Annotated in this window: 16 protein-coding genes; 8 read left to right on the top strand and 8 right to left on the bottom strand. The window is 66.2% G+C overall.

What is annotated here, in order from left to right; genetic code table 11:
- Window positions 1–217: 217 nt before the first annotated feature.
- Window positions 218–8,392 (bottom strand): two-partner secretion domain-containing protein, encoded by an 8,175-nt coding sequence (locus M8R19_RS18155; protein WP_249918509.1) that lies wholly within the window; start codon window positions 8,390–8,392, stop codon window positions 218–220.
- Window positions 8,393–8,583: 191 nt separating this feature from the next.
- Here M8R19_RS18155 and M8R19_RS18150 point away from each other — a divergent pair, with 191 nt between their 5' ends.
- On the top strand, window positions 8,584–9,231 hold the full coding sequence (locus M8R19_RS18150) for a DUF746 domain-containing protein (protein ID WP_181926027.1): 648 nt from the start codon (window positions 8,584–8,586) through the stop codon (window positions 9,229–9,231).
- A 53-nt stretch (window positions 9,232–9,284) separates the two neighbouring features.
- Here the strand turns inward: M8R19_RS18150 and typA are convergent, their stop codons facing one another.
- Together typA and thiI are read right to left on the bottom strand one after the other, a co-directional pair.
- Entirely contained in the window at window positions 9,285–11,105 is a 1,821-nt protein-coding gene (gene typA / locus M8R19_RS18145; RefSeq protein ID WP_009613807.1) for a translational GTPase TypA, read from the bottom strand.
- Between the two features lie 132 nt (window positions 11,106–11,237).
- The gene (thiI, locus tag M8R19_RS18140) at window positions 11,238–12,725 is read right to left on the bottom strand and encodes a tRNA uracil 4-sulfurtransferase ThiI (protein ID WP_249918508.1); all 1,488 of its coding nucleotides are present in this window, start codon (window positions 12,723–12,725) and stop codon (window positions 11,238–11,240) included.
- Window positions 12,726–13,056: 331 nt separating this feature from the next.
- On the opposite strand from thiI, the gene glnA reads away from it, so the two are divergent.
- Together glnA and M8R19_RS18130 are read left to right on the top strand one after the other, a co-directional pair.
- Window positions 13,057–14,466, top strand: a complete 1,410-nt coding sequence (gene glnA / locus M8R19_RS18135) for a glutamate--ammonia ligase (protein ID WP_074980078.1) — start codon at window positions 13,057–13,059, stop codon at window positions 14,464–14,466.
- A gap of 570 nt (window positions 14,467–15,036) precedes the next feature.
- Window positions 15,037–17,262, top strand: coding sequence for a mechanosensitive ion channel family protein (locus M8R19_RS18130; RefSeq protein WP_502943067.1), 2,226 nt, complete (start codon window positions 15,037–15,039; stop codon window positions 17,260–17,262).
- A 15-nt stretch (window positions 17,263–17,277) separates the two neighbouring features.
- On the opposite strand, the gene M8R19_RS18125 is transcribed toward M8R19_RS18130, so the two are convergent.
- Window positions 17,278–18,048: a bactofilin family protein gene (locus tag M8R19_RS18125; protein WP_074980084.1), complete on the bottom strand. Its 771-nt coding sequence runs from the start codon at window positions 18,046–18,048 to the stop codon at window positions 17,278–17,280.
- Between the two features lie 335 nt (window positions 18,049–18,383).
- Between M8R19_RS18125 and M8R19_RS18120 the strand changes: the two genes are divergently transcribed.
- The 4 genes from M8R19_RS18120 (at window position 18,384) to ntrC (ending at window position 22,223) form a co-directional block, all read left to right on the top strand.
- Window positions 18,384–18,929 carry a DUF4124 domain-containing protein gene (locus M8R19_RS18120; protein WP_249918506.1) on the top strand — a complete coding sequence of 182 codons (546 nt, stop codon included), beginning with the start codon at window positions 18,384–18,386 and terminating at the stop codon, window positions 18,927–18,929.
- The gene (locus M8R19_RS18115; protein WP_074980089.1) at window positions 18,929–19,483 is read left to right on the top strand and encodes a DUF4124 domain-containing protein; all 555 of its coding nucleotides are present in this window, start codon (window positions 18,929–18,931) and stop codon (window positions 19,481–19,483) included. Before M8R19_RS18120 ends, M8R19_RS18115 begins: the two co-directional genes overlap by 1 nt.
- A 230-nt stretch (window positions 19,484–19,713) precedes the next feature.
- Window positions 19,714–20,796 (top strand): nitrogen regulation protein NR(II), encoded by a 1,083-nt coding sequence (gene glnL, locus M8R19_RS18110; protein WP_074980092.1) that lies wholly within the window; start codon window positions 19,714–19,716, stop codon window positions 20,794–20,796.
- A complete protein-coding gene (gene ntrC / locus M8R19_RS18105; RefSeq protein WP_009613816.1) occupies window positions 20,793–22,223 on the top strand; it encodes a two-component system response regulator NtrC in 1,431 nt (476 codons plus the stop codon). Before glnL ends, ntrC begins: the two co-directional genes overlap by 4 nt.
- Window positions 22,224–22,612: 389 nt before the next feature.
- On the opposite strand, the gene trmL is transcribed toward ntrC, so the two are convergent.
- The gene (gene trmL, locus M8R19_RS18100; protein ID WP_074980097.1) at window positions 22,613–23,074 is read right to left on the bottom strand and encodes a tRNA (uridine(34)/cytosine(34)/5-carboxymethylaminomethyluridine(34)-2'-O)-methyltransferase TrmL; all 462 of its coding nucleotides are present in this window, start codon (window positions 23,072–23,074) and stop codon (window positions 22,613–22,615) included.
- Window positions 23,075–23,126: 52 nt separating this feature from the next.
- Here trmL and M8R19_RS18095 point away from each other — a divergent pair, with 52 nt between their 5' ends.
- A complete protein-coding gene (locus M8R19_RS18095) occupies window positions 23,127–23,522 on the top strand; it encodes a hypothetical protein (protein ID WP_249918505.1) in 396 nt (131 codons plus the stop codon).
- A 704-nt stretch (window positions 23,523–24,226) separates the two neighbouring features.
- Here M8R19_RS18095 and secB read toward each other — a convergent pair.
- The 3 genes from secB to M8R19_RS18080 are packed head-to-tail and all read right to left on the bottom strand — an operon-like array spanning window position 24,227 to window position 25,431.
- Window positions 24,227–24,712: a protein-export chaperone SecB gene (secB, locus tag M8R19_RS18090; protein WP_009613819.1), complete on the bottom strand. Its 486-nt coding sequence runs from the start codon at window positions 24,710–24,712 to the stop codon at window positions 24,227–24,229.
- 40 nt (window positions 24,713–24,752) lie between these two features.
- Complete coding sequence (gene grxC, locus M8R19_RS18085; RefSeq protein WP_009613820.1) at window positions 24,753–25,007, bottom strand: glutaredoxin 3; 255 nt, start codon at window positions 25,005–25,007, stop codon at window positions 24,753–24,755.
- Window position 25,008: 1 nt separating this feature from the next.
- Window positions 25,009–25,431, bottom strand: a complete 423-nt coding sequence (locus tag M8R19_RS18080) for a rhodanese-like domain-containing protein (protein ID WP_058070782.1) — start codon at window positions 25,429–25,431, stop codon at window positions 25,009–25,011.
- Window positions 25,432–25,511 lie beyond the last annotated feature (80 nt).

Genomic DNA, 25,511 nt, shown 5'->3' with positions numbered 1-25,511 from the left:
CTCCTTTGGATGATCCTTTTCGATTGCCCCTCCAGGCGCCAGATAAATAACTCTATCTGCTAAATAGCAGTAAAACCCCCAGCCAAAAAAGCCTGACCAGTTACGACCACCCAAAAATTATTCCACTCGCCAATAAATCTCAATGAGTTTCCAAACCCACTCACAATCAAAAAAGCAAGAACAACCAATCTATATCTTTTCAAGAAACCAAATAGCCTCATTTAAAGTTATTCCTTCCACTTTCAATAATACCGTCCCAAGCCCCCATAACATTTAGCACGTTCGCAATCTTCCCTGCAGCCTCTGGGGATAGGCCTCTAGAGCGTGCATAAGATTCGAACCCAGAACTTAATGCAGCGGATGTCAATGCACCGGAGAAATCACTTTTCATGTACCCCGACATAAGAGCAGGTATATTTGAAGCAAAGGCTAACCCTGTCGCAGCGCCTCCAGAGGACACTATCGCCCCCATACTCAGAATTTTACCTAAGCCATTAAGTGATTTTGCATCAGCAGCCTTTAGGTATCGCAAGGTCTCTGCATTTGATAAATCTATATTTGCACCAACAGCGATACACTCAGCAGATGCGCAGGGCAAAAACCGTGGAGAATAACTAACACCCTCAACTGTAATGGGAACTGTATATCTGCCAGTTTCATCTAAAACATACCCCGTTAACCGGTCGCGTGACTCACTACCAGCAGCAGGCGCCTTGGCCCAATCCTGGCCCGGGGCTATAGGGAATGCTGCCCAGCTATACGCATCAGTGCTGGACTGAATATAGGTAACGATGTCCAGATCGAGCTTGGCGAACTGCTGTAGATACTGGCCGTTATCCAGCTCCACCCAATTTCCTCCTGTATCGTAGATGTCTTCCCTATTGGCGAGGATGTCCGTTCCGGCCCCGATATCGCTGCCTTTCACATTGGAGAGTCGCAGTTGCTCTTCAATCTGCTCGGCAGTGTATTTACCCCCACTACGCTCTGCGAGGCTCCTAGCTAGCTCCTTGTCTGTCGGGTGCAACTGCCGGTTGTAGGCCATGCCATTCTTGGCAATATCTCCTCCCATCTGCAGATCGCCATTGACACTACCCGCCGCTACGATGCCGGCCAATTGTGCCGCAGCCTGCTGCATACGTTTGGCCTTCTCGCTGTCGCCCTCCAGGAAACCACTGGTGAGCACATTGGCCAGCGCTTCGCTCGCGCCCGCAGCCATGGCACCCGTCTTGAAGTCCCCCCCCATGGCCTCAGCCAGTAAGCCTCCCGCAATGGCATGCGCCACGGTGTTCTGTACCCCGCCGCTGGGGAATCCCAGATCGCCGACATATTTGAACGCGGAGGCTTGCAGGATGCCGTAGAGGGCGCCTTGCATGGAGTCGCTGAAGTTGCCTTGACCTAGAAGGTCATTGGCTGCACCAGTCAACGCACCTTGTGCCAGTTGCATACCCGCAAAGCGTGACCAGGCCTCGGGGTTGGCAAGGTCTGGAATGGCGCCAATGCCCTTGCCTGCTGCCGTGGTGGTGTTCGTGGTGGGATCGGTCTTGCCGCCGAACCATTCGGGCCCATATGCCGCCATGGAGCCCGCTACCCCCGCGGCGATCATGGCCTGCTTGAGGCTGTCGCTGCTCAGGGCATCGTCCAGAGTAGCTCCGAGGTTCCCCTGGCTGTTGATGAGACTGATACCGGCGGTGGACCCCAGTGAGGCGGCAGCGCTGGCCAACGCCACGTTGCCCCAACCCGCCGCGACTGCTGCCCCCGTTGCACTGACTCCCGCAGCGGCCATAGCGGTGCTGGAACCTGCAGTGGCCCCTGCTGCTGTGCCGACTGCGGTACTTGCGGCCCCATATGTGGCAACGCTGAGGATGATCGCTACCGCCAATTGTGCAGCCGGCCCCATTCCCGAACTGCTGTACTTCCAGCCGTCGTGGACTTCCTGCACCCGCCGCCAATCCACATCCCCCCGCGCCTCGGCCTCTTTCAGCCAGGCCAGGTCGGGATCGGCCTGCACCATGGCGTCGATGGTCTGCCCGACGCTCTTCTGGTCGATGTGCTTGATGTCGATCTTCAGGCCTTCCACGGACTTGATCGCCAGTTCGCCCTGGGCGATCAGTTGGCTCTGGCGCAGGGTCTCGTCGGTCTGGCCCTTGCCCTTGGCGGACTGCCAGGCCAGGTTGCCCTTGCTCTTTTCGTGGCTTTCCTGGTGCAGGTCCTTGACCGCTTCGAAGGTCACCGAGCCACCGCTGAGGAGGGTGATGTCGTTGCCGCTTTCGAGCTTCGCGCCCTGGTATTTCTGGTCGCCGCCGCTGAGCAGGGTGATGTCGGAGCCGGCGCTGATCTGGCTGCCCACCGCCTTCACGTCGGTGACTTCGTCGCGCTGGGTCTTCTTGCTGCCGAAGCCGCCCTTTTTCTCCTCGCTGTACAGGGCGTAGTCGCTGTCGTAGTCCGCCAGCAGTTCCAGCTTGTCGCCGGCCACCAGGTAGGCTTCGTTGCCCGCGCTGATCTGGCTGGCCACCAGGGTGAGGTTCTGCCCCGCGCTGACGACCACGTCCCCGCCCGCGCTCAGGCTGCTGCCCTGCTGCCGCACCTGGTCGTCCTGCTGCTCGACCTTCTTGCCGCCGCCCTTGTACTTCGTCTGGCTGTGGTCTTCGTTCGCCGCCGAGGCGAGGGTGACGTCGCGGCCGGCGCCCAGGGCGATGTCGCCCGTGGCGTCGATGTGGCTGGCGATGACCCTGAGGTCGCGGCCGGCGCTGGCATCGAGGTTGCCGCCGACGCTGATTTCGCTGGCGTGCTGGGTGGTGCTGGCGAGGCTGCCCTGCATGCGCCGGCTCTGGAAATCGGCTCTGTCGGTTTCCTCGGCGGCCTCCAGGCGCAGGTCGCGCCCGGCCTGCAGGTAGGCGTCGCCGCCGGCCTGGATCGCGCTGCCGACGCTGAGCAGGTCGCGCCCGGCGTTGATCGCCAGGTCGCCGCTGGCTTCGATGCGGGCGGCGGCGTTGGCGATTTCCTTGTGGATGCGGTCGTTGCCGGCGCTCAGGTCGAGGGTGGTGATGCTGCGTTCGTTGATCACGTCGCCGGTCAGCGCGGTGAGGCTGACGTCGCGCCCCTTGAGGATGCCGCCGGCGGTGTTGCGGATGCTCTCGGTGGCCAGCAGGTCGAGGCGCTTGCCCGCTTCGATCAGGCCGCTGTTGCCGATGTTCGCCGCGCTGGCGCCGAGGTCGCCGCTGGCGCGCAGGGTGCCGGCGTTGTTCAGTGCACCACCGCTGATCAGGCTCAGGTTCTGGCCCTGGATCAGCGCGCCGTTGGGCGCCAGGCGGTTGTCGGCCTGGGCCAGGTAGAGCACCGGCACCAGTACCTTCTCGCCGTTCACCACGGCCTCTTCCAGCCAGACGATGTCGTGGGTCAGCGCCGCCACCTGTTCGGCGGTCAGGCCCACGCCGACCGTCAGGTTGAGGCTGTCCTTGTAGGCGATGGCGTTGTCCATCAGGTACTTGAACAGCGCCTCGTCGCTGGCCATGCCGTCGATGAAGCGCTGGCCGGTGCGGGCCACCAGCGCCTGCTGGATCAGGCGCTGCTCGTAGAGGCCGTCGCCCAGGCGCTTCTGCGCCTGGTCCGGGTCGTAGCCGAGCAGGCCCAGCAGGTAGTCGGAGCCGAGGAAGCTCTTCAGGCTGGTCAGCTCGGGATTGGTCTCGATCAGGTACTTGTGGCTGTTGCCGGGCGCGGCGTTGCCCGGCACGCCCTGGACGCGGGAAAGCCCCTGGCCGAGGCCGGCGAGATCGGGCCCGTTCCGGGCGCCGGCGCTGCCGTCCTCGCCGCTGAGGCGGAACAGGCCGTTGCCGCCGCTGGGCAGGCTGAAGCCGGGAAGTTCCAGTGGGTTGACCTGCTGCTGCGCCAGGTCCGGCGGCAGCTGCGAGGTGATGGCGAACTGGCCGGTGGCGGCGCCGGTGGCCGTGCTCACGTCGCGCGGGTCGATGCTCTGGGCGCCGGCGTCGCGGCGCACCACGCTGTTGTCGAATTGCTCGCTGGCGATGATGCTGACGTTGCCCGCGGCCTGGATCACCGCGCTGGCCGCCGGGGCGCCGGACACCTGCACCTCGGAGATCATGAGGTTGTGGAAGTTGTGTTCCGGGTAGCCGCCGGACTCCAGCACCTGCTGGCGGCTCAGGGCGCCGGGGTCGTAGTCCGGCGAGTTGGGGTCGTTGTAGCGGTTGTAGAGTTCCTGGTTGCTGCGGAACGTCCAGTAGTAGGCGTCGGTGCGGGTGTAGAAGGCCCCGTCCAGGTGCCGCTCCACGCCACCGGCCGCGCCCTGGTTGCGGAAGCTGGCGGCCTGGATGTCGATGTCGCCGCCCGAGGCGATGCTGCTGTAGAGGTTGGCGAAGGCGCCGCCGCGGAAGATGAAGTCGCCGCCGGCGGTGATCGTCGCCTGGGGCGAGTCCTGGGTGATGACGTCCTCGTAGCGCTCCCAGGACTGGAAGCGGAATTCGCAGCCCTTGCCGTCGCACATGTCGTCGGCGTACAGGCGGATGTTGCCGGCGACGATGTGCTGGCCGATGCGGAAGTCGTCGCCACGGCGGTTGTCGAAGTCCTGCGCCAGCAGGGTCAGGGCGCCGGCGCTTTCGATGCTGCCGGAGACGTTCTCGACCTTGGCCGCCCAGCCGTTCTGGTCGTTGGCGGCGATGTGCAGGTTGCCGAGGCTGTAGAGGTCGCCGGCGCGGTTGCTGAAGGTGCCGACCCGCAACGCCATGTCGCCGCCGCTGAACAGCAGTCCGCCCTGGTTGAGCAGGTTGCCGGCCTCCACGCGCAGCCCGGCGGCGCTGCCGAGGCTGCCGAAGTTGTCGAGGCTGGCGACGCGCACGCCGAGGTCGCCGGCGGAGCTGATGCGGCCGTGGTTGCTCAGGCCGTTGGCGGTGACGCTGGCCGCGCTGCCGCCGGCGATGCTGGCGGCGGCGCCGAGTTCGACCTGCCTCGCCCCAAGGCTCAGGTCGCCCAGGCTGGTGAGGCGCCCGGCGCCACCGTAGGTGCCGCTCAGGTTCAGGCTCAGGCCGGCGTCGCTGGCGATCAGCCCGTCGTTGCGCCAGTGGCCGCCGCTGCCGTCAAAGCCCTGCACGGCCAGCAGCTGGCCGTCGCTGCCGAGCTGCAGGCGGTCGACGTTGAGGGTGAGCTGGCGGGCCTGCAGGCTGCTGTTCAGGGTCCAGTCCGGCGCGTTGATGTCCAGCGCGGACTGAGTGATAAAGTGGCCGCCGGCCTGGCCGAGTTGCCCCAGGTCGACGAGGAACTGGCCGTTGCCGGCGTGCAACACGGTGCCGCCGGCGTTGTGCAGGGCGCCGCCGCTCAGTTGCAGGGTGTCGGCGGCGGTTTCCAGGGTGCCCTGGCGATTGTCGAGCAGGCCACGGGTGGCGATCCGCGTGCTGCCGCTCTGGCCCAGGGCGCGCAGGCGGCCCTGGGCGTTGCTCAGGCTGGCGGCGTCGAGGCTCAGCCAGTCGCCGGCTTCGATCAGGCCGCCGTCGTTGTTCAGGGCGCCCCGCAGGCTGAAGTCGATACCTTTCGCGCCGACCTTGCCGTTGCCGTTGAGGAAGTCGCCGGCGGCGAGGGTCAGCTGGTTGCCCGCGTAGAGACCACCGTCGCGGTTGTCCAGGGCTGCGCCGCCGGTGTCGATCTTGGCCTGGCCGGCGGTGGCGGCGAGATGCCCCTGGCGGTTGCCGATGCCTCCGGTGGCCTGGGCGTCCAGGTTCACGCCCTGGGCCACGCCGGCGTCGTTGCCGAAGTAGCCGGTGACGATCCGGAGCAGGCCCTGGGCGGCATTGAGGATGCCGCCGCTGTTGTCGATGCTCGCGGCGCCCAGGTCGAGCTTGCCGCCGTCGCTCTGGATGCGGCCCCAGGCATTGTTCAGCGCACCGCTCAGGGCGAGGCTGGCGTCGCCCTGGCTGGAAACCTGCCCCTGCTGGTTGTCGAGGCCGGCGGCGCGCAGGCTGAGGCTGTCGACGCTGTGGACGAGGCCGTCGTTGCCGTTGAGCAGGCGGCCGCCGAGCGCCTCGATGCGCAACGCGCCCTGGCTGGCCAGGGTGCCGCGATCGCGGTTGTCCAGGCCGCCCTGGCCGAGGATCAGCTCGAGGGTGGACTGGCTGGACAGCTGGCCGCCACGATTGTCCAGGCTGGCGGCCTTGAGCAGCAGGCCGGCGCCGCTGCTCAGGCGGGCGTTGTTGGCGTTGATGAGCGCGCCGCTCAACGTCGCCTCCAGGGCCCCCTGGCTGAGCAGTTGGCCACCGCTGTTGTCCAGGCTACGGCCCTTGAGCAGCAGGCTGCCGGCGCTGATCTGCCCACCCTGGTTGAGCAACCGGGTGGCGGCGTGGCTGAAGTCGAGCCGGCGCTGGGCGTCGATCAGGCCGGCGTCGCGGTTGTCGAGGGTGTCGGCGATGGCGAGTTCGACGTTGCCCTCGGCGGAGACGATGCCGCCGCGGTTGTCCAGGCTGGCCGCGCTGATCCGCTGGTCCCCCTGGCTGACCAGGGCGCCTTGGCTGGCGTTGTTCAGTGCGCCGGCGAGGCTGACGGCGAGCGCGCCGGCCTTGCTGGAGAGGGTGCCGCCCTGGCTGTTGTCCAGGCTGCCGCCGCCGACGCTCAGCCCCTGCCAGCCGGACAGCAGGCCCAGGCTGGCGTTGAGCAGCCGGTCGGCCTGCAGGTCGAGCCGTCCGGCGCTGATGATGCGGCCGCTGTCGCGGTTGTCCAGCAGCCGGGCGCCGAGGGCGAAGCTCTGTTGACTGGAGATTTCGCCGCCACGGTTATCCACCGTGCCCAGTTGCTTGAAGCGCAGGGTGCCGGCGCTGAGCAGCCCGCCCTGGCTGTTGTCCAGGTCGCCGCCCTGCAGGTCGAGGCCGAGCGCGCCGTTGCCCAGCAGGCGCCCGCCGCGCAAGCTCAGTTGCCGGGTGCGGATGTCGGCATCGGCCTGGGTGGAGATTTCGCCCCGGCTGCTGTCGATGTGCTGCGCCGCCAGCGTGAGATTGCCGGCGCTGTGGATGAGGCCGTCGGCGCTGTTGTCCAGCTTGCCGGCGAGGCTGGCGTGCAGGGTGCCGCGGCTGGTGAGGGTGCCCTGGCCGCTGTTGTCGAGGCTGGCCAGGTCCAGGCGCAAGCTCTGCTCGGCGGCGAACAGGCCGAGGCGGTTGTCCAGGGCGCCGCCGCTGATGTGGATATGCTGGCCGCCGATCTGGCCGTTGCGGTTGTCGAGCACGGCGGCGCGGGCCCGCAGCTGGCGCGTGGCGATCAGGCTGCCGCTGTTGCGCAGGTTCTGCGCATCGATCGCCACGTCGCCGCGGGCATTGCGACTGTTGTCGGCATTGACGCCGGCCTCGATCACGCCGCTGTTGCTGAGCTGGTTCGCCTTCAGTTCGATGGCCGAGCCCGCCGCCAGGCTCTGCGCATTGCTCAGCGCCCCGCTGGCCTGCACGCTGGCACTGCCCCCGGCATAGGCCGGGCCGTTCAGTGCCACGTCCTGGCCCTTCAGAGCCAGGTCCCCGCTGGCCGCCACCTGGGCCAATTCCAGCCTGCCGTTGGCATCAATGCGGATGTCGCCGGCGCTGGCCGCCATGTTGCCGGCCAGTTTCACGCCCACGCCCTGTTCGGTGCCCACCAGGCGGATGGTGTTGGCGTACATGCCGCCGAGGGCGGAACTGTCGATGGCCAGTTGCGGCTTGGCGCTGCCGTCGTCGGGCTTGGCGGTGGCGGCCAGGGTTTGCGCGTCCACTGTGTTGCGGCCGGCCACCACGGTGAGCTGCCTGGCGTACAGGTCGGCGTTGAGCTTGGCGCTGCGGGTGATCAGCTCGAACTGGTCGAGGTTGCTGGCATTGAGCCCGGCGCCTTCGATGGCGATTTCGCCGCCGTCGACGTCGTAACCCTGCAGGCGTTCGCCGGCCAGGATCGGCTTGCCGGTGCTGAGGGTGGCGCGCGGGGTGTTGATGAAGCCGCAGCCGTTGCAGGTGATGCCGTGGGGGTTCGCGACTATGACGTGGGCGCCCTGCCCGGCCACTTCGGTGTAGCCCTTGAGTTGCGAGGGGCTGCCGCCGGTGACTTCGTTGAGGATCTTCTGCGCCGCCTGGCCCTTGAGATTGGGGTTGCCAATGATGATCCCGCCCAGTTGGGTGCCCTGGGTCTTGCCGGTGGCGTTGTTGAGGATCAGGCCCTGCTGGCCGACGTTGTAGTCGCTGAATTTATTGTGCGAGAGGCCGCTGCCATTGGGCGTGGCGATGTTGACGATGGGCACGCCGTTGCCCGCCGCGCCGATCTGCGTGTTGCCACCGGCGGCCGCATCCACCGCCAACTGGGCGGCGGTCGCGATTATGGGCTCGAGGAACAGGATGCCGGCCAGGGCGCTGGCGATGGCTTGATAGAGGGGGCGGCGGATGTCCATATCGGGGGGCTCGCGCGGGGTAATCGTTGACCCGGCGGACTCTATTCCCCTACTCGGCATGGGGCCTTGAGGAGTTCCAGCCTCCTTGCGTAGGCCTTTTCCGAACTATGCCCAGTCACCCACGGAGCACATTCACAAGGTGCCGGCGCCGCAGCTCAAATAGCGCTCCGATGTCACGCAAAGCCCGCCCCATGCCCCGCCGCCAACTCGACCACGCCTTGCCCATCCTCGACCGTGGCCAGGACATCCCCCGGCACGAAGACCCCGCACTGACCGCCTTCCTGCAACGGCACATCGACGAAGTCCTGTCCAAGGACCCAACACCGCCGCCCTGCCATCACTGCGGTAGCCACCAGGTGGTGTTGCGCTACCGGGGCAGGCCGCCGAACGGCATTCCCTATTTCAATTGCCGGCACTGCGGCAAGGGCTTCAACCGGCGTACCGGTACGGCGCTGCAGAGCTTCCTGCGCTGCGACAAGCTGGAGGCGTTCCTGCCCCTGCTGTCGCAACAACGCTCGATAGCCAATGCCAGCGAACGGCTGGGGGTGTCGCACAGGATGCTGTCCCGCTGGGTCAGGGCGTTCCGCCAGTGGCTGCTGAGGCTCGACCCCAGCGGCGAATGGGAGGCGAAGGTCAAGCTGGGCATGCGGCCCGAACTGCCCGCCCTGAAATGCCCACGCTGCGGTAACCACGAGCACTTTTTCCGCATGGGCTTCGTCGACGGCCGGCACCAGGGCAAGCGGATGTTTCAGTGCAAGGCTTGCCGGCGCTGCGTGAGCGAGCCGGACGAGCATTTCAGGATGCGCATCGCAAGCCGATCAGGCGCCACGGAAAAATGAAAAAGGCCCCGCCGGATCGCTCCGGCGGGGCCTTCTTCATGCTGCGGTCGGGATCAGACCTTGGCGCGTTCGTAGCGCTTGCGGTCGTTCTCGTTCAGCAGTTTCTTGCGCAGGCGGATGGACTTCGGCGTCACTTCCACCAGCTCGTCGTCGGCGATGAATTCCAGCGCCTGCTCCAGGGTGAAGCGGATCGGCGGAACCAGGGCGATGACTTCGTCCTTGCCGGACGCGCGCATGTTGTCGAGCTTCTTGCCCTTGGTGGGGTTGATCACCAGGTCGTTGTCGCGGCTGTTGATGCCGGCCAGCTGGCCTTCGTAGATCTCGTCGCCCGGGCCGAGGAACAGCTTGCCGCGGCTTTGCAGGGTTTCCAGCGAGTAGGTCAGCGCGGTGCCGGTGGCCATGGAGACCAGTACGCCGTTCTGGCGGTTGCTGACTTCGCCGGCCTTGATCGGGCCGTAGTGGCTGAAGGTCGAGGTCAGGATGCCGGTGCCCGAGGTCAGGGTCAGGAAGTTGTTGCGGAAGCCGATCAGGCCGCGCGCCGGGATGGTGTATTCCAGGCGCACGCGGCCCTTGCCGTCGGGGATCATGTTGCTCAGATCGCCCTTGCGCAGGCCCATCTGTTCCATCACCGAGCCCTGGTGCTGCTCTTCGATGTCGATGGTGACGTTCTCGTAGGGCTCCTGCTTCTCGCCGGCCTCGTTCTCGATGATCACCACTTCCGGACGGCCCACGGCCATCTCGAAGCCTTCGCGGCGCATGGTTTCGATCAGCACGGACAGGTGCAGCTCGCCACGGCCGGAGACCTTGAATTTCTCCGGGCTGTCGCCTTGCTCGACGCGCAGGGCCACGTTGTGCAGCAGTTCCTTCTCCAGGCGCTCCTTGATGTTGCGGCTGGTGACGAACTTGCCTTCCTTGCCGGCGAACGGCGAGTCGTTGACCTGGAAGGTCATGCTCACGGTCGGCTGGTCGACGGTCAGCGGCGGCAGGGCCTCGACGTTCTGCGGATCGCACAAGGTGTCGGAGATGAACAGTTCTTCCATGCCCGAGACGCAGACGATGTCGCCGGCTTCGGCTTCCGGCACTTCGACGCGCTGCAGGCCGGAGTGGCCCATGATCTTCAGGATGCGGCCGTTGCGCTTGCTGCCGTCGTCGCTGACCGCCACCACCGGGGTGTTGGACTTGACCTTGCCGCGGGTGATGCGGCCGATGCCGATCACGCCGAGGAAGCTGTTGTAGTCCAGCTGCGAGATCTGCATCTGGAACGGGCCGTCGACGTCGACCACCGGGGCCGGGACGTGGTCGATGATCGCCTGGAACAGGGCGTCCATGTTGTCGTCCATCTTCTCGTGGTCCATGCCGGCGATGCCGTTCAGGGCGCTGGCGTAGACGATCGGGAAGTCGAGCTGCTCATCGGTGGCGCCGAGGTTGTCGAACAGGTCGAAGATCTGGTCGATGACCCAGTCCGGACGCGCGCCGGGGCGGTCGATCTTGTTGACCACGACGATCGGGCGCAGGCCGGCCTTGAAGGCCTTCTGGGTCACGAAGCGGGTCTGCGGCATGGGGCCGTCCTGGGCGTCGACCACCAGCAGCACGGAGTCGACCATGCTCATCACGCGCTCCACCTCGCCACCGAAGTCGGCGTGGCCGGGGGTGTCGACGATGTTGATGTTGTAGCCGTTCCACTTGATCGCGGTGTTCTTCGCCAGGATGGTGATGCCGCGTTCCTTTTCCTGGTCGTTGGAGTCCATCACGCGCTCGGACTCCGCTTCTTTGCGGTCGAGGGTGCCGGACAGCTTCAGCAGCTTGTCCACCAGGGTGGTCTTGCCATGGTCGACGTGGGCGATGATGGCGATGTTGCGGAGATTTTCGATCACGGTGTCTGTCTCGATAAAGAAAGCTTCAGGCTGCAGGCGTCAGGCTGCAGGCGATTTGTGCAAATCCGGTTACAGGGTCGGGAGGCCGCAGTTGCTGCGGCTCCACCGCATTGCGGGTCGGTCGGGCGCCTATCACTGCCTGCCGCCTGCCGCCTGCGGCCTGTCGCCTGCAGGTCGATAGACCCGCACATTGGTGTGCCCTTCGTTGACCAGGTGGTGGGCGTGCAGGCGGCTCATCACGCCCTTGTCGCAATACAGGAGGTACTGGCGGTTGGGGTCCAGTTCCTTGAACTTGCTGTTGATCGCGTAGAACGGCATGGCCAGCACTTCGATGCCTTCCAGCGCCAGGGGTTCATCTTCCAGGGCGTCGGGGTGGCGGATGTCGACCACGATCTGCCCGGGCAGCACCTCGCCGACCATTTCCACCGGCAGGTCCTTGCCCAGCTCGTCGATGACACGGTCGACGGTCATCTGCGTGGCGCGCTCCAGGGCGCGGTCGAGCACGGCCATGTCGAACTTGGTCTCTTCGTGCTCGACGCGGTAGGGCTTGGCCTGGGTGGTCGGGTTCACCGAGATCACGCCGCAGTACTCGGGCATGTGCTTGGCGAACTCGGCGGTGCCGATCTTCGTCGCGGTGTCGATGATGTCCTGCTTGTGGCTGACGATCAGCGGGCGCAGCACCAGGGTGTCGGTCACCCGGTCGATCACCGAGAGGTTCGGCAGCGTCTGGCTGGACACCTGGGAGATCGACTCGCCGGTGACCAGCGCGTGCAGCTCCAGGCGCTCGGCCACGCGGCTGGCGGCGCGCAGCATCATGCGCTTGAGGGTCACGCCCATGTAGCTGTCGTCGACCTTGGTGAGAATCTCGCCGACCACTTCCTCGAAGGGCACGCTGACGAACAGCACGCGCTGCGAGCGGCCGAACTTCTCCCACAGGTAGTGGGCCACTTCCATCACGCCCAGCTCGTGGGCGCGGCCGCCGAGGTTGAAGAACACGAAGTGGCTGATCAGGCCGCGGCGCATCATCTGGTAGGCCGCCACGGTGGAGTCGAAGCCGCCGGACATCAGCACCAGCACCTGCTCCAGGGCGCCCAGCGGGTAGCCGCCCAGGCCCTCGTGCTGGGCGTGGATGACGTACAGGCGGTCGTGGCGGATTTCCACGCGCACCTGCACTTCCGGGTTCTTCAGCGACACCCCGGCCGCGCCGCAGTGCTGGCGCAGGCCGCCGCCGACGTAGCGTTCCACGTCTATGGAGGTGAAGGCGTGCTTGCCGGCGCGCTTGCAGCGCATGGAGAAAACCTTGCCCGGCAGCAGGTGGCCGAAGTGCTGCTTGCACTTCTCGAGGATGTCGTCGAAGTCGCCCAGTGGGTATTCGTGCACTTCCAGGAAGTGGCCGATGCCCGGCACGCAGGTCAGGCGCTCGATCATCTCGCGCAGGGCCTTGGCGTCGGTCACCCGGGTTTCCACTTCAAGATTGTCCCACTCGCCCTCGACCAGCAGCGCCGGGTCCAGGTCGCGCAGCACGGTGCGGATGTTCTTCGCGAGCTGGCGGATGAAGCGCTTGCGCACCGGCCGGCTCTTGATGGTGATTTCCTGGAAGACCTTGACGATGAGTTTCATGCGGGACAGGCGCGAACGCGAAAGGACGAAAAAAAGGGGCGGAATTATACCCGAAATTGCTCAAGACTTGAGCAGTCGGGCGCAGATTCTTTTTAGTGCACCAAAATGGACTCATGCACCATTGTGTAGCACCAAATCGGTGCAACAATTCCGTCATCCGCGCCAGCTACCGTGCGCAAAGCCCTGTAGCGCGGGGCCCTGTCCAAAATCGGGCACTGGCACGCTACTTGCTCTCTTGTGAGGCAGGTTGCCCTGGCGGAGTATTCCGGCCGGCATCACCCGATACTGGGGCACAGAAAGCTCCCAGCTCTAATCCCTCCTGGAGGACAGCATGTCGTACAAGTCGCACCAACTGATCAAAGACCATGACGTGAAGTGGGTAGACCTGCGCTTCACCGATACCAAAGGCAAGCAGCAGCACGTCACCATGCCGGCCCGCGACGCGCTGGACGATGACTTCTTCGAAGCCGGCAAGATGTTCGACGGCTCCTCCATCGCCGGCTGGAAAGGCATCGAAGCCTCCGACATGATCCTGCTGCCGGACGACAGCACCGCCGTGCTGGACCCGTTCACCGAAGAGCCGACCCTGATCCTGGTGTGCGACATCATCGAACCGAGCACCATGCAAGGCTACGAGCGCGACCCGCGCAACATCGCCAAGCGCGCCGAGGAATACCTGAAGTCCACCGGCATCGGCGACACCGTCTTCGTCGGCCCGGAGCCGGAGTTCTTCATCTTCGACGAAGTGAAGTTCAAGTCCGACATCTCCGGCTCGATGTTCAAGATCTTCTCCGAGCAGGCTTCCTGGAACACCGACGCCGACATCGAGTCGGGCAACAAGGGCCACCGTCCGGGCGTGAAGGGCGGCTACTTCCCGGTACCGCCGGTCGACCACGACCACGAAATCCGTACCGCCATGTGCAACGCCCTGGAAGAAATGGGCCTGGTGGTCGAAGTTCACCACCACGAAGTCGCCACCGCCGGCCAGAACGAAATCGGTGTGAAGTTCAACACCCTGGTAGCCAAGGCTGACGAAGTCCAGACCCTGAAGTACTGCGTACACAACGTCGCCGACGCCTACGGCAAGACCGTGACCTTCATGCCGAAGCCGCTGTACGGCGACAACGGCTCGGGCATGCACGTGCACATGTCCATCTCCAAGGATGGCAAGAACACCTTCGCTGGCGAAGGCTATGCCGGCCTGTCCGACACCGCCCTGTACTTCATCGGCGGCATCATCAAGCACGGCAAGGCCCTGAACGGCTTCACCAACCCGTCGACCAACTCCTACAAGCGTCTGGTCCCGGGCTTCGAAGCCCCGGTCATGCTGGCCTACTCGGCCCGCAACCGTTCCGCCTCGATCCGTATCCCGTACGTCTCCAGCCCGAAAGCCCGCCGCATCGAAGCGCGCTTCCCGGACCCGGCTGCCAACCCCTACCTGGCCTTCGCCGCGCTGCTGATGGCCGGCCTGGACGGCATCCAGAACAAGATCCACCCCGGCGATGCCGCCGACAAGAACCTGTACGACCTGCCGCCGGAAGAGGCGAAGGAAATCCCGCAGGTTTGCGGCAGCCTGAAAGAGGCGCTGGAAGAACTCGACAAGGGCCGCGCGTTCCTGACCAAGGGCGGCGTGTTCACCGACGAGTTCATCGACGCCTACATCGAGCTGAAGTCCGAGGAAGAAATCAAGGTGCGCACCTTCGTGCACCCGCTGGAATACGACCTGTACTACAGCGTCTGATCCACGAATACCTATAAGTAGCGGCAACATTAAGGCCTCCTTCGGGAGGCCTTTTTTATTGTTGGTGCCCCGGACTGTCGCTTTTCGTAGGAGCGAGCTTGCTCGCGAACGGTGTTTGCCGGTGGGGGCGGTGCGCATCCTCAAGAGCGCCCTCTCCCTAACCCTCTCCCTGAAGGGAGAGGGGACCGTTCGGCGTGCGCTGATGCTTCAGCGTTAGCCGGCTTGTACCGAGTACCCGGCTGACACCAAATCCCTTCTCGGCACGGACTAGCCCCCTCTCCCTTCAGGGCGGGGCACGCAGCCGAGGGCTGGGGAGAGGGAACGGCGTCAAACCGAAACACCCAGCCCACCTGCCCCCCCTTCGCGAGCAAGCTCGCTCCTACAATTCCAGGGAAGCATGGCTTTTCGTAGGATGGCGTTGAGCGAAGCGATACCCATCACCACGGCAGCATGGGTATCGCAAGCTCAACCCATCCTACGAAGAGCGCCTCGGCGCAAGACAGTTGCTCCTACAAAGCGAGCACCTCCCCTCCAATTCGGCAATTCGGCTCAGCCCCCGGCATCTGTATGATGTGGCGAGTTTCGCCCTGCTCCGGAGTGCCATTCGTGACCGATCTTCTTCGCCGCTTCCTGCTGCTGTGCTGCCTCAGCCTGGGCCTGCTCCTCGCCGGGCCGGCGTCCGCCGCGCTGCCGAGCATTCCCGGCGTGACCGGGAGCGATGCCAAGGTCAGCGACGCCCAGTTGCAGCAGTCGCTGGACCAGGTGATCAAGACTCTGGAGAACGACCAGCAGCGCAGCGACCTGCTGAAGAAGCTCAAGCAGCTGCGCGACGCCACCAAGAAGGGCGCGGAGGACCAGAGCGGCGTGCTCGGCCTGCTCGGCGACACCCTGGGCAGCCTGGAGAAGCGCTTCGAAGGCGCCAACAGCCCGACGCTGCGCTGGAGCGGCCTGTTCCAGCAGGCCGGCGTGGAGCTGCAGGAGCGCACGCCGTCCTGGCAGGAATGGCCGGGGATGATCCTCGACTTCTCCCTGGTGATCCTCCTCTGGGCCTGCCTGGCCCTGGGCCTGCGCTGGCTGGCGCGGCGCATGCGCGAGCGCTTCGGCCTGGCCGACGAACTGCCGCAGCACCCCAAGACCCGCGACCTGCTGCTGTTCGCCCTGCGCAAGCTGGGGCCCTGGCTGGTGGCCTTCCTGATCACCGTCTACCTGTCCGTGGTGCTGCCCAGCTCCCTGGGCAAGCTGGTGGCCATGGTGATCGCCTACGTGCTGGTGTGCGGCACGCTGTTCTCCGCGCTCTGCGTGATCTCCCTGTCGCTGCTCGGCGGCCCGCACCGCACGCGCGCCCTGGACATCCTGCGGCGCCGCGCCTTCCGCCCGCTGTGGCTGATCGGCAGCCTGGCCGCCCTGGGCGAGGTGATGCACGACCCGCGGGTGACCGACAGCCTCGGGCAGAACACCGCCCTGACCGTGGGCTCGCTGGCGAACATCTGCGCCGCGCTGTTCACCGCCCTGTTCGTCCTGCAGTTCCGCCGGCCCATCGCCCACCTGATCCGCAACCAGCCGCTGGAGCGCCGCCTCAAGCGCCGCAGCCTGCACGAACTGGTGGAGCTGGTCGGCTCGCTGTGGTACGTGCCGGTCCTGCTGCTGGTGGGCATCTCGCTGTTCGCCACCGTGGTCACCGCCGGCGACAGCAGCTACGCCCTGCGCCGGGCCCTGCTGTGCGCGCTGATCGCGGTGGTGGCGATGACCGTCAACGGCCTGATCCGCCGTGCCCACCTGCGCTCGGCGCAACGCAGCAGCCGGCGCAGCGCGCCCTACATCGAGCAGTTGCAGAACTTCGGCTACACCCTGCTGCACCTGGCCACCCTGCTGGTGTTCCTGGAAGTGGGCCTGCGCGTCTGGGGCATGTCGCTGATCGGCTTCGCCGAGGGCGACGGCTCGCAGATCAGCCTCAAGCTGATCAGCTTCGGCAGCACCCTGCTGGTGGCCTGGCTGATCTGGATCCTCACCGACACCGCGGTGCAGCACAGCCTCGGCCTGGGCGGGAAGAACCGCGCCAACACCCGCGCGCTGACCATGCTGCCGCTGATCCGCAACGTGCTGTTCATCACCATCGCGGTGATCGCGCTGATAGTCGCGCTGGCCAACATGGGCATGAACGTCACGCCGCTGCTGGCCGGCGCCGGCGTCATCGGCCTGGCCATCGGCTTCGGCGCGCAGTCGCTGGTGGCCGACCTGATCACCGGGCTGTTCATCATCATCGAGGACTCGCTGTCGATCGACGACTACGTCGACGTCGGCGGCCACCTGGGCACGGTCGAGGGCCTGACCATCCGCACCGTGCGCCTGCGCGACCTGGACGGCGTGGTGCACACCATCCCGTTCAGCGAGATCAAGAGCATCAAGAACTACTCGCGGCAGTTCGGCTACGCCATGTTCCGCTGGCCGGTGCCGGCGAGCATGCCGATCGACGACGCCCTGGCGCTGGTGAAGGATGTGGCCGGCGAGCTGCGCAACGACCGCAGCATCAACCGGGCGATCTGGTCGCCGCTGGAAATGCAGGGCGTCGAGAGCTTCGACAACGGCCAGGCGATCCTGCGCTTCCGCTTCAAGACCGCGCCGATCCGCCAGTGGGAAGTGCAGCGCGCCTTCAACCTGCGCCTGCGCCAGAAGCTGGACAAGGCCGGGCTGGAACTGGCCATGCCGCGCCTGAACGTGCAGCTCTCACGCATGCGCAAGCCGCGCGAGGAAGACGGCCCGCAAGGCCACGCCGAGCCCGCCGACGGCGGCATCTGAGGCCGCCGGCGCGGTTCAGACCGGCTCGCGCGGGGCCTCGGCGCCGGCCCGGGCGTTGACCTGGGCGCCCTTCTCGGCCGTCACCTGGCCATAGACCTTGCAGCCCTCGTTGATCCGCACCCGCTCGGCGTTGATGCTGGTCGGCGAGCCCTGCGCGCCGACCACGCAATCGCGCCCCAGGCTGACGCTGCGCCCGGCGCTCAGCGGCCCGGCGACGCGCGAACGGCGGCCGACGCGCACCGACCCCCGGGCCAGAATGGCGCCGGCCACTTCCGCGCCTTCGTCCATCCACACGCCACCCTCGACCCGCACCGAGCCGAGCACGCGGGAATAGCGGCCGAGGTACAGGTCGCCGCGCACCAGCAGGTCGCCCTCCAGGCAGCCGCCGGCGGCCACGCGGTACTCGCCCTCCTCGACCTGGCGCCGGCCGCTGCCGGCAGCGACGATCCCGGTCGGCGTGCGCGAACAGTCGCCGAAGCGGATCTCGCCCGCACAGATGCGCCAGAACTGCAGCGGCGGGCGGATGCGCACCAGCCCCTCCACCACCAATGGCCCGTGCAGGCAGCGATCGGCCGGGTGCAGGCCCAGCGGCAGGTAGAGCAGGTTGTTCGGCGCCGTGCTGGCCTGCGGCTTCGGCAACGACGGCGGCTCGGGCAGTTCGCAGGCGTGCCAGGTGGCCGCGGCGGCGCCGGCCGGCACGCTGGCGGTGCTGACGACGGGCAGCGGCAACAGGCGCGGCAAGGCCACCAGCAGCAGGGCGATGAACAGCGGCAGCAGGAGGGTCATGCTCGGCGCCTCCCGCTGAAGGGGCCGGCCCGCAGGCGGCGTGGCGAAGGGATGGACATGGCGTTCACTCCGGGCGCCCCGGCGAAGGGGCGCGCGTACGATTCGGTGCGCCTATCTCAAGCCATGCCCCGGGAAGTACCGTTGACATTTGTCAGAAAACGCAGAGATCAACAACGAAACCACGCTAGATATCAAATAAGTTCGACAAAAGCAGCAGCACTCCGTCGGCTGCGCACTGTTAACTCCCGCGCAAACCCGGCGGCGTGATGGCGTTTCACTTGCCACCCGTCGGCGCCGATGCAAGGCTTAGCCCATTGTCTTCCGGGAGATCACGCATGCGCGTGCCAGTCCTCTGCCTGCTGCTCGCCCTGGCCGTGCCGGCCAGCGCGCAGATCTACAAGTACACCGACGCCAACGGCAAGACGGTGTTCACCAACCAGCCGCCCAGCGGCGTGAGCGCCAAGCCGGTGGAACTGCCGCCGACCAACACCGTGGGCGCCCAGCCGCCCGGCGCGCCCATGGGCAGTGGCGATGGCGAGCAGCGCCAGGCCCGCTACGCCATCCTGGCCATCACCGGGCTGCCCGACGAGGAGGCCCTGCGCGCCAACAACGGCAACTTCGACGTCGAGGTGGCCATCCAGCCGCAACTGGCCATGGGCGACCGCCTGCAACTGCGCCTGGACGGCCAGCCCTACGGCGCGCCCAGCAGCTCCACGCGCTTCAGCCTGAACAACCTCGAACGCGGCGACCACAGCCTCTCGGTGGACGTGGTGCAGGGCGACCGCGTGCTGCAATCCAGTGCGCCGGTCAGCTTCACCCTGCAGCGCATCAGCACCAACAGCCCGGCGCGCGTCAGGCCCATGCCGAGGAGCGGCAACTGATGAAACGCCCGCTGCTGCTCGGCCTGCTTCTGCTGGCGGCGTTCCAGGCCAGCGCCGAGGTCTATACCTACATCGACAAGGACGGCAACCGCGTCTTCACCGACCAGCCCAAGCGCAGCAACGCCCAGCGCCTGAACCTGGCGCCGCCCAACGGCATGCCGAACATGCCCCCGCCACTGTACGCGCCCGCCGCCTCGGCCCTGCCGCCGCAACCGCCGCAATACCAGGTGCTGCGCATCCTGGTGCCCGAGCCCGACGCCACCGTCCGCGCCAACAACGGCGAGCTGATCGTCACCGTCTCCAGCGACCCCAACCTGCTGCCCGGGCACAGCTACCGGCTGTTCCTCGACGGCGTTCCGGTGGGCGAGCCAAGCCGCAGCCCGGTGTTCCCCCTGCACAACCTCGATCGCGGCACTCACCAGCTGTCGGTGGAGATCCTCGACCAGCGCGGCCAGACCCTGGAACAGACGCCCAACCAGCCGTTCCACATGAAGCGCGTATCGGTCGCCGAAAGCGACGCCGGCGAGCGGCCCGCCCTGGCATCGCGCCCCTGAACCCAGCGAATTTTCGCACGCCCTCTTAAGAAGCCTTCCCTGAAGATGCGCACCACATTGGTGCGAGCGCCTGCACCACTTTCTATACTCTCCCCATTTCGGGTCACGCTGACGGCCCGTTTTCCTTGAGGAAATGCCACGAGTCGGCGCAGATCGCGGCCTGGCGCGTCTTTTCGGGGCTTGGTTTGCTTTTTGCATTTTCCTGCCCAACCTTGGAACGCTTGTCCGCCATGCCTACAGAAACCCAGCTCAGACTGTTGCTCGACAACCTCACAACGGCGGTGATCCTGCTCAACGCCGAACTGCGCCTGGAGTACATGAACCCGGCCGCCGAGATGCTCCTGGCGGTCAGCGGCCAACGTAGCCACGGGCAGTTCATCAGCGAGCTGTTCACCGAATCCCAGGAGGCCCTGCAGTCGCTGCGCCAGGCGGTGGAGGAAGCGCACCCGTTCACCAAGCGCGAAGCCACGCTGACCTCGCTCACCGGCCAGAGCATCACCGTCGACTACGCGGTGACGCCCATCCTCAACCGCCGCGAGACCCTGCTGCTGCTGGAAGTGCACCCGCGCGACCGGCTGATGCGCATCACCAAGGAAGAGGCCCAGCTGTCCAAGCAGGAGACCACCAAGCTGCTGGTGCGCGGCCTGGCCCACGAGATCAAGAACCCCCTGGGCGGCATCCGCGGCGCGGCCCAGCTGCTGTCCCGCGAGCTGCCGGACGAAGCGCTCAAGGACTACACCAACGTCATCATCGAGGAAGCCGACCGCCTGCGGAACCTGGTGGACCGCATGCTCGGCTCGAACAAGCTGCCGCAACTGCGGGTAACCAACATCCACGAGGTGCTGGAGCACGTCTGCAGCCTGGTGGGCGCCGAGACCCAGGGCAGCATCCCGCTGATCCGCGACTACGACCCGAGCATTCCCGACCTGCTGCTCGACCGCGAGCAGATGATCCAGGCGGTGCTCAACATCGTGCGCAACGCCATGCAGGCCGTCACCGCGCACAACGAATTGCGCCTGGGCCGCATCACCCTGCGCACCCGCACCCTGCGCCAGTTCACCATCGGCCACACGCGCCACCGCCTGGTGTGCAAGGTGGAAATCATCGACAACGGCCCGGGCATCCCGGCCGAACTGCAGGACACCATCTTCTACCCCATGGTCAGCGGCCGCCCGGACGGCACCGGGCTGGGCCTGGCCATCACCCAGAACATCATCAGCCAGCACCAGGGGCTGGTCGAATGCGAGAGCCACCCCGGCCACACCGTATTCAGTCTGTTCCTGCCCCTGGAACAAGGAGTGCACCACCCATGAGCCGTTCAGAGACCGTCTGGATCGTCGACGACGACCGCTCCATCCGCTGGGTACTGGAAAAAGCCCTGCAACAGGAAGGCATGACCACCGTCAGCTTCGAGAACGCCGACAGCGTCATCCACCGCCTCGGCCGGCAGCAGCCGGACGTGATCATCTCGGACATCCGCATGCCCGGCTCCAGCGGCCTCGACCTGCTGGCGCAGATCCGCGAGCTGCACCCGCGTCTGCCGGTGATCATCATGACCGCGCATTCGGACCTGGACAGCGCGGTGGCCTCCTACCAGGGCGGCGCCTTCGAATACCTGCCCAAGCCGTTCGACGTCGACGAGGCCGTGTCCCTGGTCAAGCGCGCCAACCAGCACGCCCAGGAGCAGCAAGGCCTGGAGGCGCCGGCCAACCAGGCGCGCACCCCGGAGATCATCGGCGAGGCGCCGGCGATGCAGGAGGTGTTCCGCGCCATCGGCCGCCTCAGCCACTCCAACATCACCGTGCTGATCAACGGCGAGTCGGGCACCGGCAAGGAACTGGTCGCCCACGCCCTGCACCGCCACAGCCCGCGCGCGGCCGAGCCGTTCATCGCGCTGAACATGGCGGCGATCCCCAAGGACCTGATGGAGTCCGAGCTGTTCGGCCACGAGAAGGGCGCCTTCACCGGCGCCGCCGCGCAACGCCGCGGGCGCTTCGAGCAGGCCGACGGCGGCACCCTGTTCCTCGACGAGATCGGCGACATGCCGGCCGACACCCAGACGCGCCTGCTGCGCGTGCTGGCCGACGGCGAGTTCTACCGCGTCGGCGGCCACACCCCGGTGAAGGTCGACGTGCGCATCATCGCCGCGACCCACCAGAACCTGGAAAACCTGGTGCGCGAGGGCAAGTTCCGCGAGGACCTGTTCCACCGCCTGAACGTCATCCGCATCCACATCCCGCGCCTGGCCGACCGCCGCGAGGACATCCCGGCGCTGGCCCGGCACTTCCTCGCCCGCGCCGCGCAAGAGCTGGCGGTGGAGCCCAAGCTGCTCAAGCCCGAGACCGAGGACTACCTGAAGAACCTCGGCTGGCCGGGCAACGTGCGCCAGCTGGAGAACACCTGCCGCTGGATCACCGTGATGGCCTCCGGCCGCGAGGTGCACATCGACGACCTGCCGCCGGAGCTGCTGACCCAGCCCCAGGACAGCCTGCCGGCGGCCAACTGGGAACAGGCCCTGCGCCACTGGGCCGACCAGGCCCTGGGCCGCGGCCAGTCGAGCCTGCTGGACAGCGCCGTGCCGGCCTTCGAGCGGATCATGATCGAGACCGCCCTGAAGCACACCGCCGGCCGCCGCCGCGACGCCGCCGTGCTGCTGGGCTGGGGACGCAATACCTTGACGCGCAAGATCAAGGAACTGGGCATGAAAGTGGACGGCCCGGACGACGAAGGCGACGACTGAAACGTCAGCGCCTTTCGCAAGGGGCCTTCGGGCCCCTTTTTCGTCCTCACGCGGGGAACAGGGTTATCCACAGCCACATATGGTAAAGGCCTGGCAGAGGGCGAGCCAATCGCGGACGGAGTCCGCTCCTACGCCCGTGCTTCCTGGAACCGTAGGAGCGGACTCCGTCCGCGATGCTCTATCCACACAAACTGTGGATAACCCTGTGCACAGGGCGGGGATCGATCCCCCCGCAGCCCAGGCCCCGCGCCCCTTACAGCCCCGGCTGAATTCTGTGCAGGATTTCCCACGTTGCCCACAATCGCTGTGCGCCCGCCTGTGGACAACCTTGGGATGAATGGCTGCGGCGCAGGCCCCACGGGCCCTGAGCCGGATCGATCAATCGCTGCTCAATCCATGGCGAAGCCGAGCTGGCGCCAGGCTTCATAGACAGTCACGGCGACCGTGTTGGACAGGTTCAGGCTGCGGCTATCCGGGCGCATCGGCAGGCGCAGACGCTGCTCCGGCGGCAGCGCGTTGCGCACATCTTCCGGCAGGCCGCGGCTTTCCGGGCCGAACAGGAAGGCGTCGCCACGCTGGTAGGCGACTTCGTGGAAGGCGTGGGAGCCCTTGGTGGTGAAGGCGAACAGCCGCGGGTGGCCGAGCTTCTCCAGGCATTCCTCCAGGCTCGCGTAGCGCTGCACCGGGGCGTATTCGTGATAATCCAGCCCGGCCCGGCGCAGGCGCTTGTCGTCCAGTTCGAAGCCCAGCGGCTCGATCAGGTGCAGGCTGCAGCCGGAATTGGCGCAGAGCCTGATAATGTTGCCGGTATTGGGTGGAATTTCCGGTTGGAAGAGGATGACGTGGAACATGCAGCGCTCCGGGCCTGAGGACGGCCGGCATTCTACTCCCGCGGCGGCGGATGTGCGGCCCCGGCCGTGGTTGCGGGTGTTCTCGGCGCTGGCCATCGGCGGGCTGATGATCGGCCTGATGCTCGGCCGCCTCACCGGGCCCACGCCGGGCGAGCCGCATCTGCTCGCCGTCCAGGCGCAGGATGGCGTCCTGCTGCTGCGCTTCGACCAGAACGCCAGGGTCGAGGCCGGGCAGATCGAGGGCGCCCTGGCGCTGCGCGTGCGGGCAGCGGGCGCGGCCGCCGAGGGCCAGATGCGCCTGGACGGCCAGCCCTTGCGCTGGCGCGTGGAAACCCGGGAGGGACAATTGTGGATAATCCTGCTCTCCACCCGCCACCTGGGCGGTAGCTGGGACAGCGAGGAGAAGGACGGGGACTGGGTGCTGCGGGTCCATCCGCAATTGCGCTGAGGGGACCGGCGGCCACCCTAGGGAAGAAAGAAGGGGATTCCCCGGCCTGCCTGAACCGAGGGCCCCGAAAGGGGCGGAGGCCGCATCGCGAACCTCCGGTGTAAAAAGGGGGTTTCCCCGGCCTGCCTGTACCAGGACCCCCGAACCGTTCACGCCTTCCACCGCATCGGGCCGCGGCGGCGCGCCTTGTGTAAAAGTGGGGTTTCCCCAGCCTGCCTGTACCGAGGCCCCCGAAATCGTTATTGGGACTATTGCAGGGGCTGTGCCAGTTTTGCCGACAGGTCGTATTTCCCACACGGCACAGCCATGCAGGCCAGTATTCATGGGGCTTTCAGCGCATTCCCCTGTGAGCATCCAGGCAGAAAAGACATGGCCGAAATGCCCGCACAGGCTGGCCGAGAAGGCGCCTTGCTAGTGCACGCGCACCAAATTTGAACGCGCAGCGATGCTCGCTCCTACGAAAAGAACAGCCAGCCGGTAATTGTAGGAGCGCGCCCTGCGCGCGAATCGCGGGCAGGGCCCGCTCCTACGTTGTTTTCTGGGTTCCCGCGTTCGCGGGAATGACGTCGGAAAACACGACTCTCGACCCATCATTCCCGCGAACGCGGGAACCCAATAGACGCGCGGAAGAAACGCCATCGCCCGTAGAAACGCCAGGCAAAAGAAAAGGCGCCCTTGGGCGCCTTTCTTCGCTACGACGGACCTTACTGGACCGAAGGAATCTCGCCGGAAGCCTGCAGGCGGGCGATTTCCTGGGCGTACAGGGCGTCGAAGTTCACCGGCGAGAGCATCAGCGCCGGGAACGAGCCGCGCACCACCAAGCTGTCCAGGGCTTCGCGGGCGTAGGGGAAGAGGATGTTCGGGCAGAAGGCGCCCAGGGTGTGGCTCATGCTGGAGGCGTCCAGGCCCTTGATCAGGAAGATGCCAGCCTGCTGCACTTCGACGATGAAGGCCACGTCGTCCTTGTTCTTCACGGTCACCGAAACGGTCAGCACCACTTCGTAGAAGTCGCCGTCGAGCTGCTTCTGGCGGGTGTTCAGGTCCATGCTGATCGCCGGCTGCCATTCCTGGCGGAAGATTTCCGGAGCCTTCGGCGCCTCGAAGGACAGGTCGCGGATGTAGATGCGCTGCAGGGAGAACTGCGGGCCGTTTTCTTGCTCGTTGGCGCCGTTGCTAGATTGCTCAGTCATTTCAGGACCTTCTTATGGCTCGTTTGCAGTAATAAGGGGATCACGCCGACAGCAGCGCATCCAGCTTGCCCGCGCGCTCCAGCGCGTAGAGATCGTCGCAGCCGCCGACGTGGGTGCTGCCGATCCAGATTTGCGGTACCGAGGTGCGGCCGGCCTTGCGGCTCATTTCGGCGCGCAGGTCGGGCTTGCCGTCCACGCCGATCTCCTCGTAGGCCACGCCCTTCTTGTCCAGCAGCGCCTTGGCGCGGATACAGTAGGGGCACCAGGCCGTGGTGTATATCAGAACCGCCTGCATCTCACTTCACCAGGGGCAGGTTGTCGCCGCGCCAGCTGCCGATGCCACCGCCCAGCTTGGCCACGTTGTAGCCGGCCTTCTTCAGCACGCCGCACCAGGTGCCCGAATGCTGGCCCATGGCGTCGACCACGATGATGGTCTTGGCCTTGTGCTTGTCCAGCTCGCTCATGCGGCTGTTCAGCTTGTCGGCGGGGATGTTCAGCGAACCGGAGATGTGGCCGCCGGAGAACTCCTTGCTCGGGCGGATGTCCAGTACGACACCCTGCTCGGCATTGACCAACGCGGTCAGCTCGCGGGTCGACAGCGCGCGGCCGGCCTTGTTCAGCTCGTGCAGCGCGAGCAGGACCAGGAGCACCACCAGGGCGCCGACCAGCAGGTAGTGATGGGTGGCGAATTCGATCAGACGGGGAAGGAACGACGACATGGCGCAAGGCATCCACAGGTAAAAATGCCGGCCAGTATACACGCGCCCTCCTGACGGCTGAACCCTGCGAATCATGGCGC

It is taken from the genome of Pseudomonas sp. R3.Fl (genome assembly GCF_023516765.1).
Lineage (GTDB): Bacteria > Pseudomonadota > Gammaproteobacteria > Pseudomonadales > Pseudomonadaceae > Pseudomonas > Pseudomonas citronellolis.
This window is presented reverse-complemented; position numbering and strand designations above follow the sequence as displayed.

Coding starts and splice junctions, on each gene's coding strand:
- M8R19_RS18155 (WP_249918509.1), bottom strand. CDS start 8,392: ATGGACATCCGCCGCCCCCTCTATCAAGCCATCGCCAGCGCCCTGGCC.
- M8R19_RS18150 (WP_181926027.1), top strand. CDS start 8,584: ATGCCCCGCCGCCAACTCGACCACGCCTTGCCCATCCTCGACCGTGGC.
- thiI (WP_249918508.1), bottom strand. CDS start 12,725: ATGAAACTCATCGTCAAGGTCTTCCAGGAAATCACCATCAAGAGCCGG.
- glnA (WP_074980078.1), top strand. CDS start 13,057: ATGTCGTACAAGTCGCACCAACTGATCAAAGACCATGACGTGAAGTGG.
- M8R19_RS18130 (WP_502943067.1), top strand. CDS start 15,037: ATGTGGCGAGTTTCGCCCTGCTCCGGAGTGCCATTCGTGACCGATCTT.
- M8R19_RS18125 (WP_074980084.1), bottom strand. CDS start 18,048: ATGACCCTCCTGCTGCCGCTGTTCATCGCCCTGCTGCTGGTGGCCTTG.
- M8R19_RS18120 (WP_249918506.1), top strand. CDS start 18,384: ATGCGCGTGCCAGTCCTCTGCCTGCTGCTCGCCCTGGCCGTGCCGGCC.
- M8R19_RS18115 (WP_074980089.1), top strand. CDS start 18,929: ATGAAACGCCCGCTGCTGCTCGGCCTGCTTCTGCTGGCGGCGTTCCAG.
- glnL (WP_074980092.1), top strand. CDS start 19,714: ATGCCTACAGAAACCCAGCTCAGACTGTTGCTCGACAACCTCACAACG.
- ntrC (WP_009613816.1), top strand. CDS start 20,793: ATGAGCCGTTCAGAGACCGTCTGGATCGTCGACGACGACCGCTCCATC.
- trmL (WP_074980097.1), bottom strand. CDS start 23,074: ATGTTCCACGTCATCCTCTTCCAACCGGAAATTCCACCCAATACCGGC.
- secB (WP_009613819.1), bottom strand. CDS start 24,712: ATGACTGAGCAATCTAGCAACGGCGCCAACGAGCAAGAAAACGGCCCG.
- grxC (WP_009613820.1), bottom strand. CDS start 25,007: ATGCAGGCGGTTCTGATATACACCACGGCCTGGTGCCCCTACTGTATC.
- M8R19_RS18080 (WP_058070782.1), bottom strand. CDS start 25,431: ATGTCGTCGTTCCTTCCCCGTCTGATCGAATTCGCCACCCATCACTAC.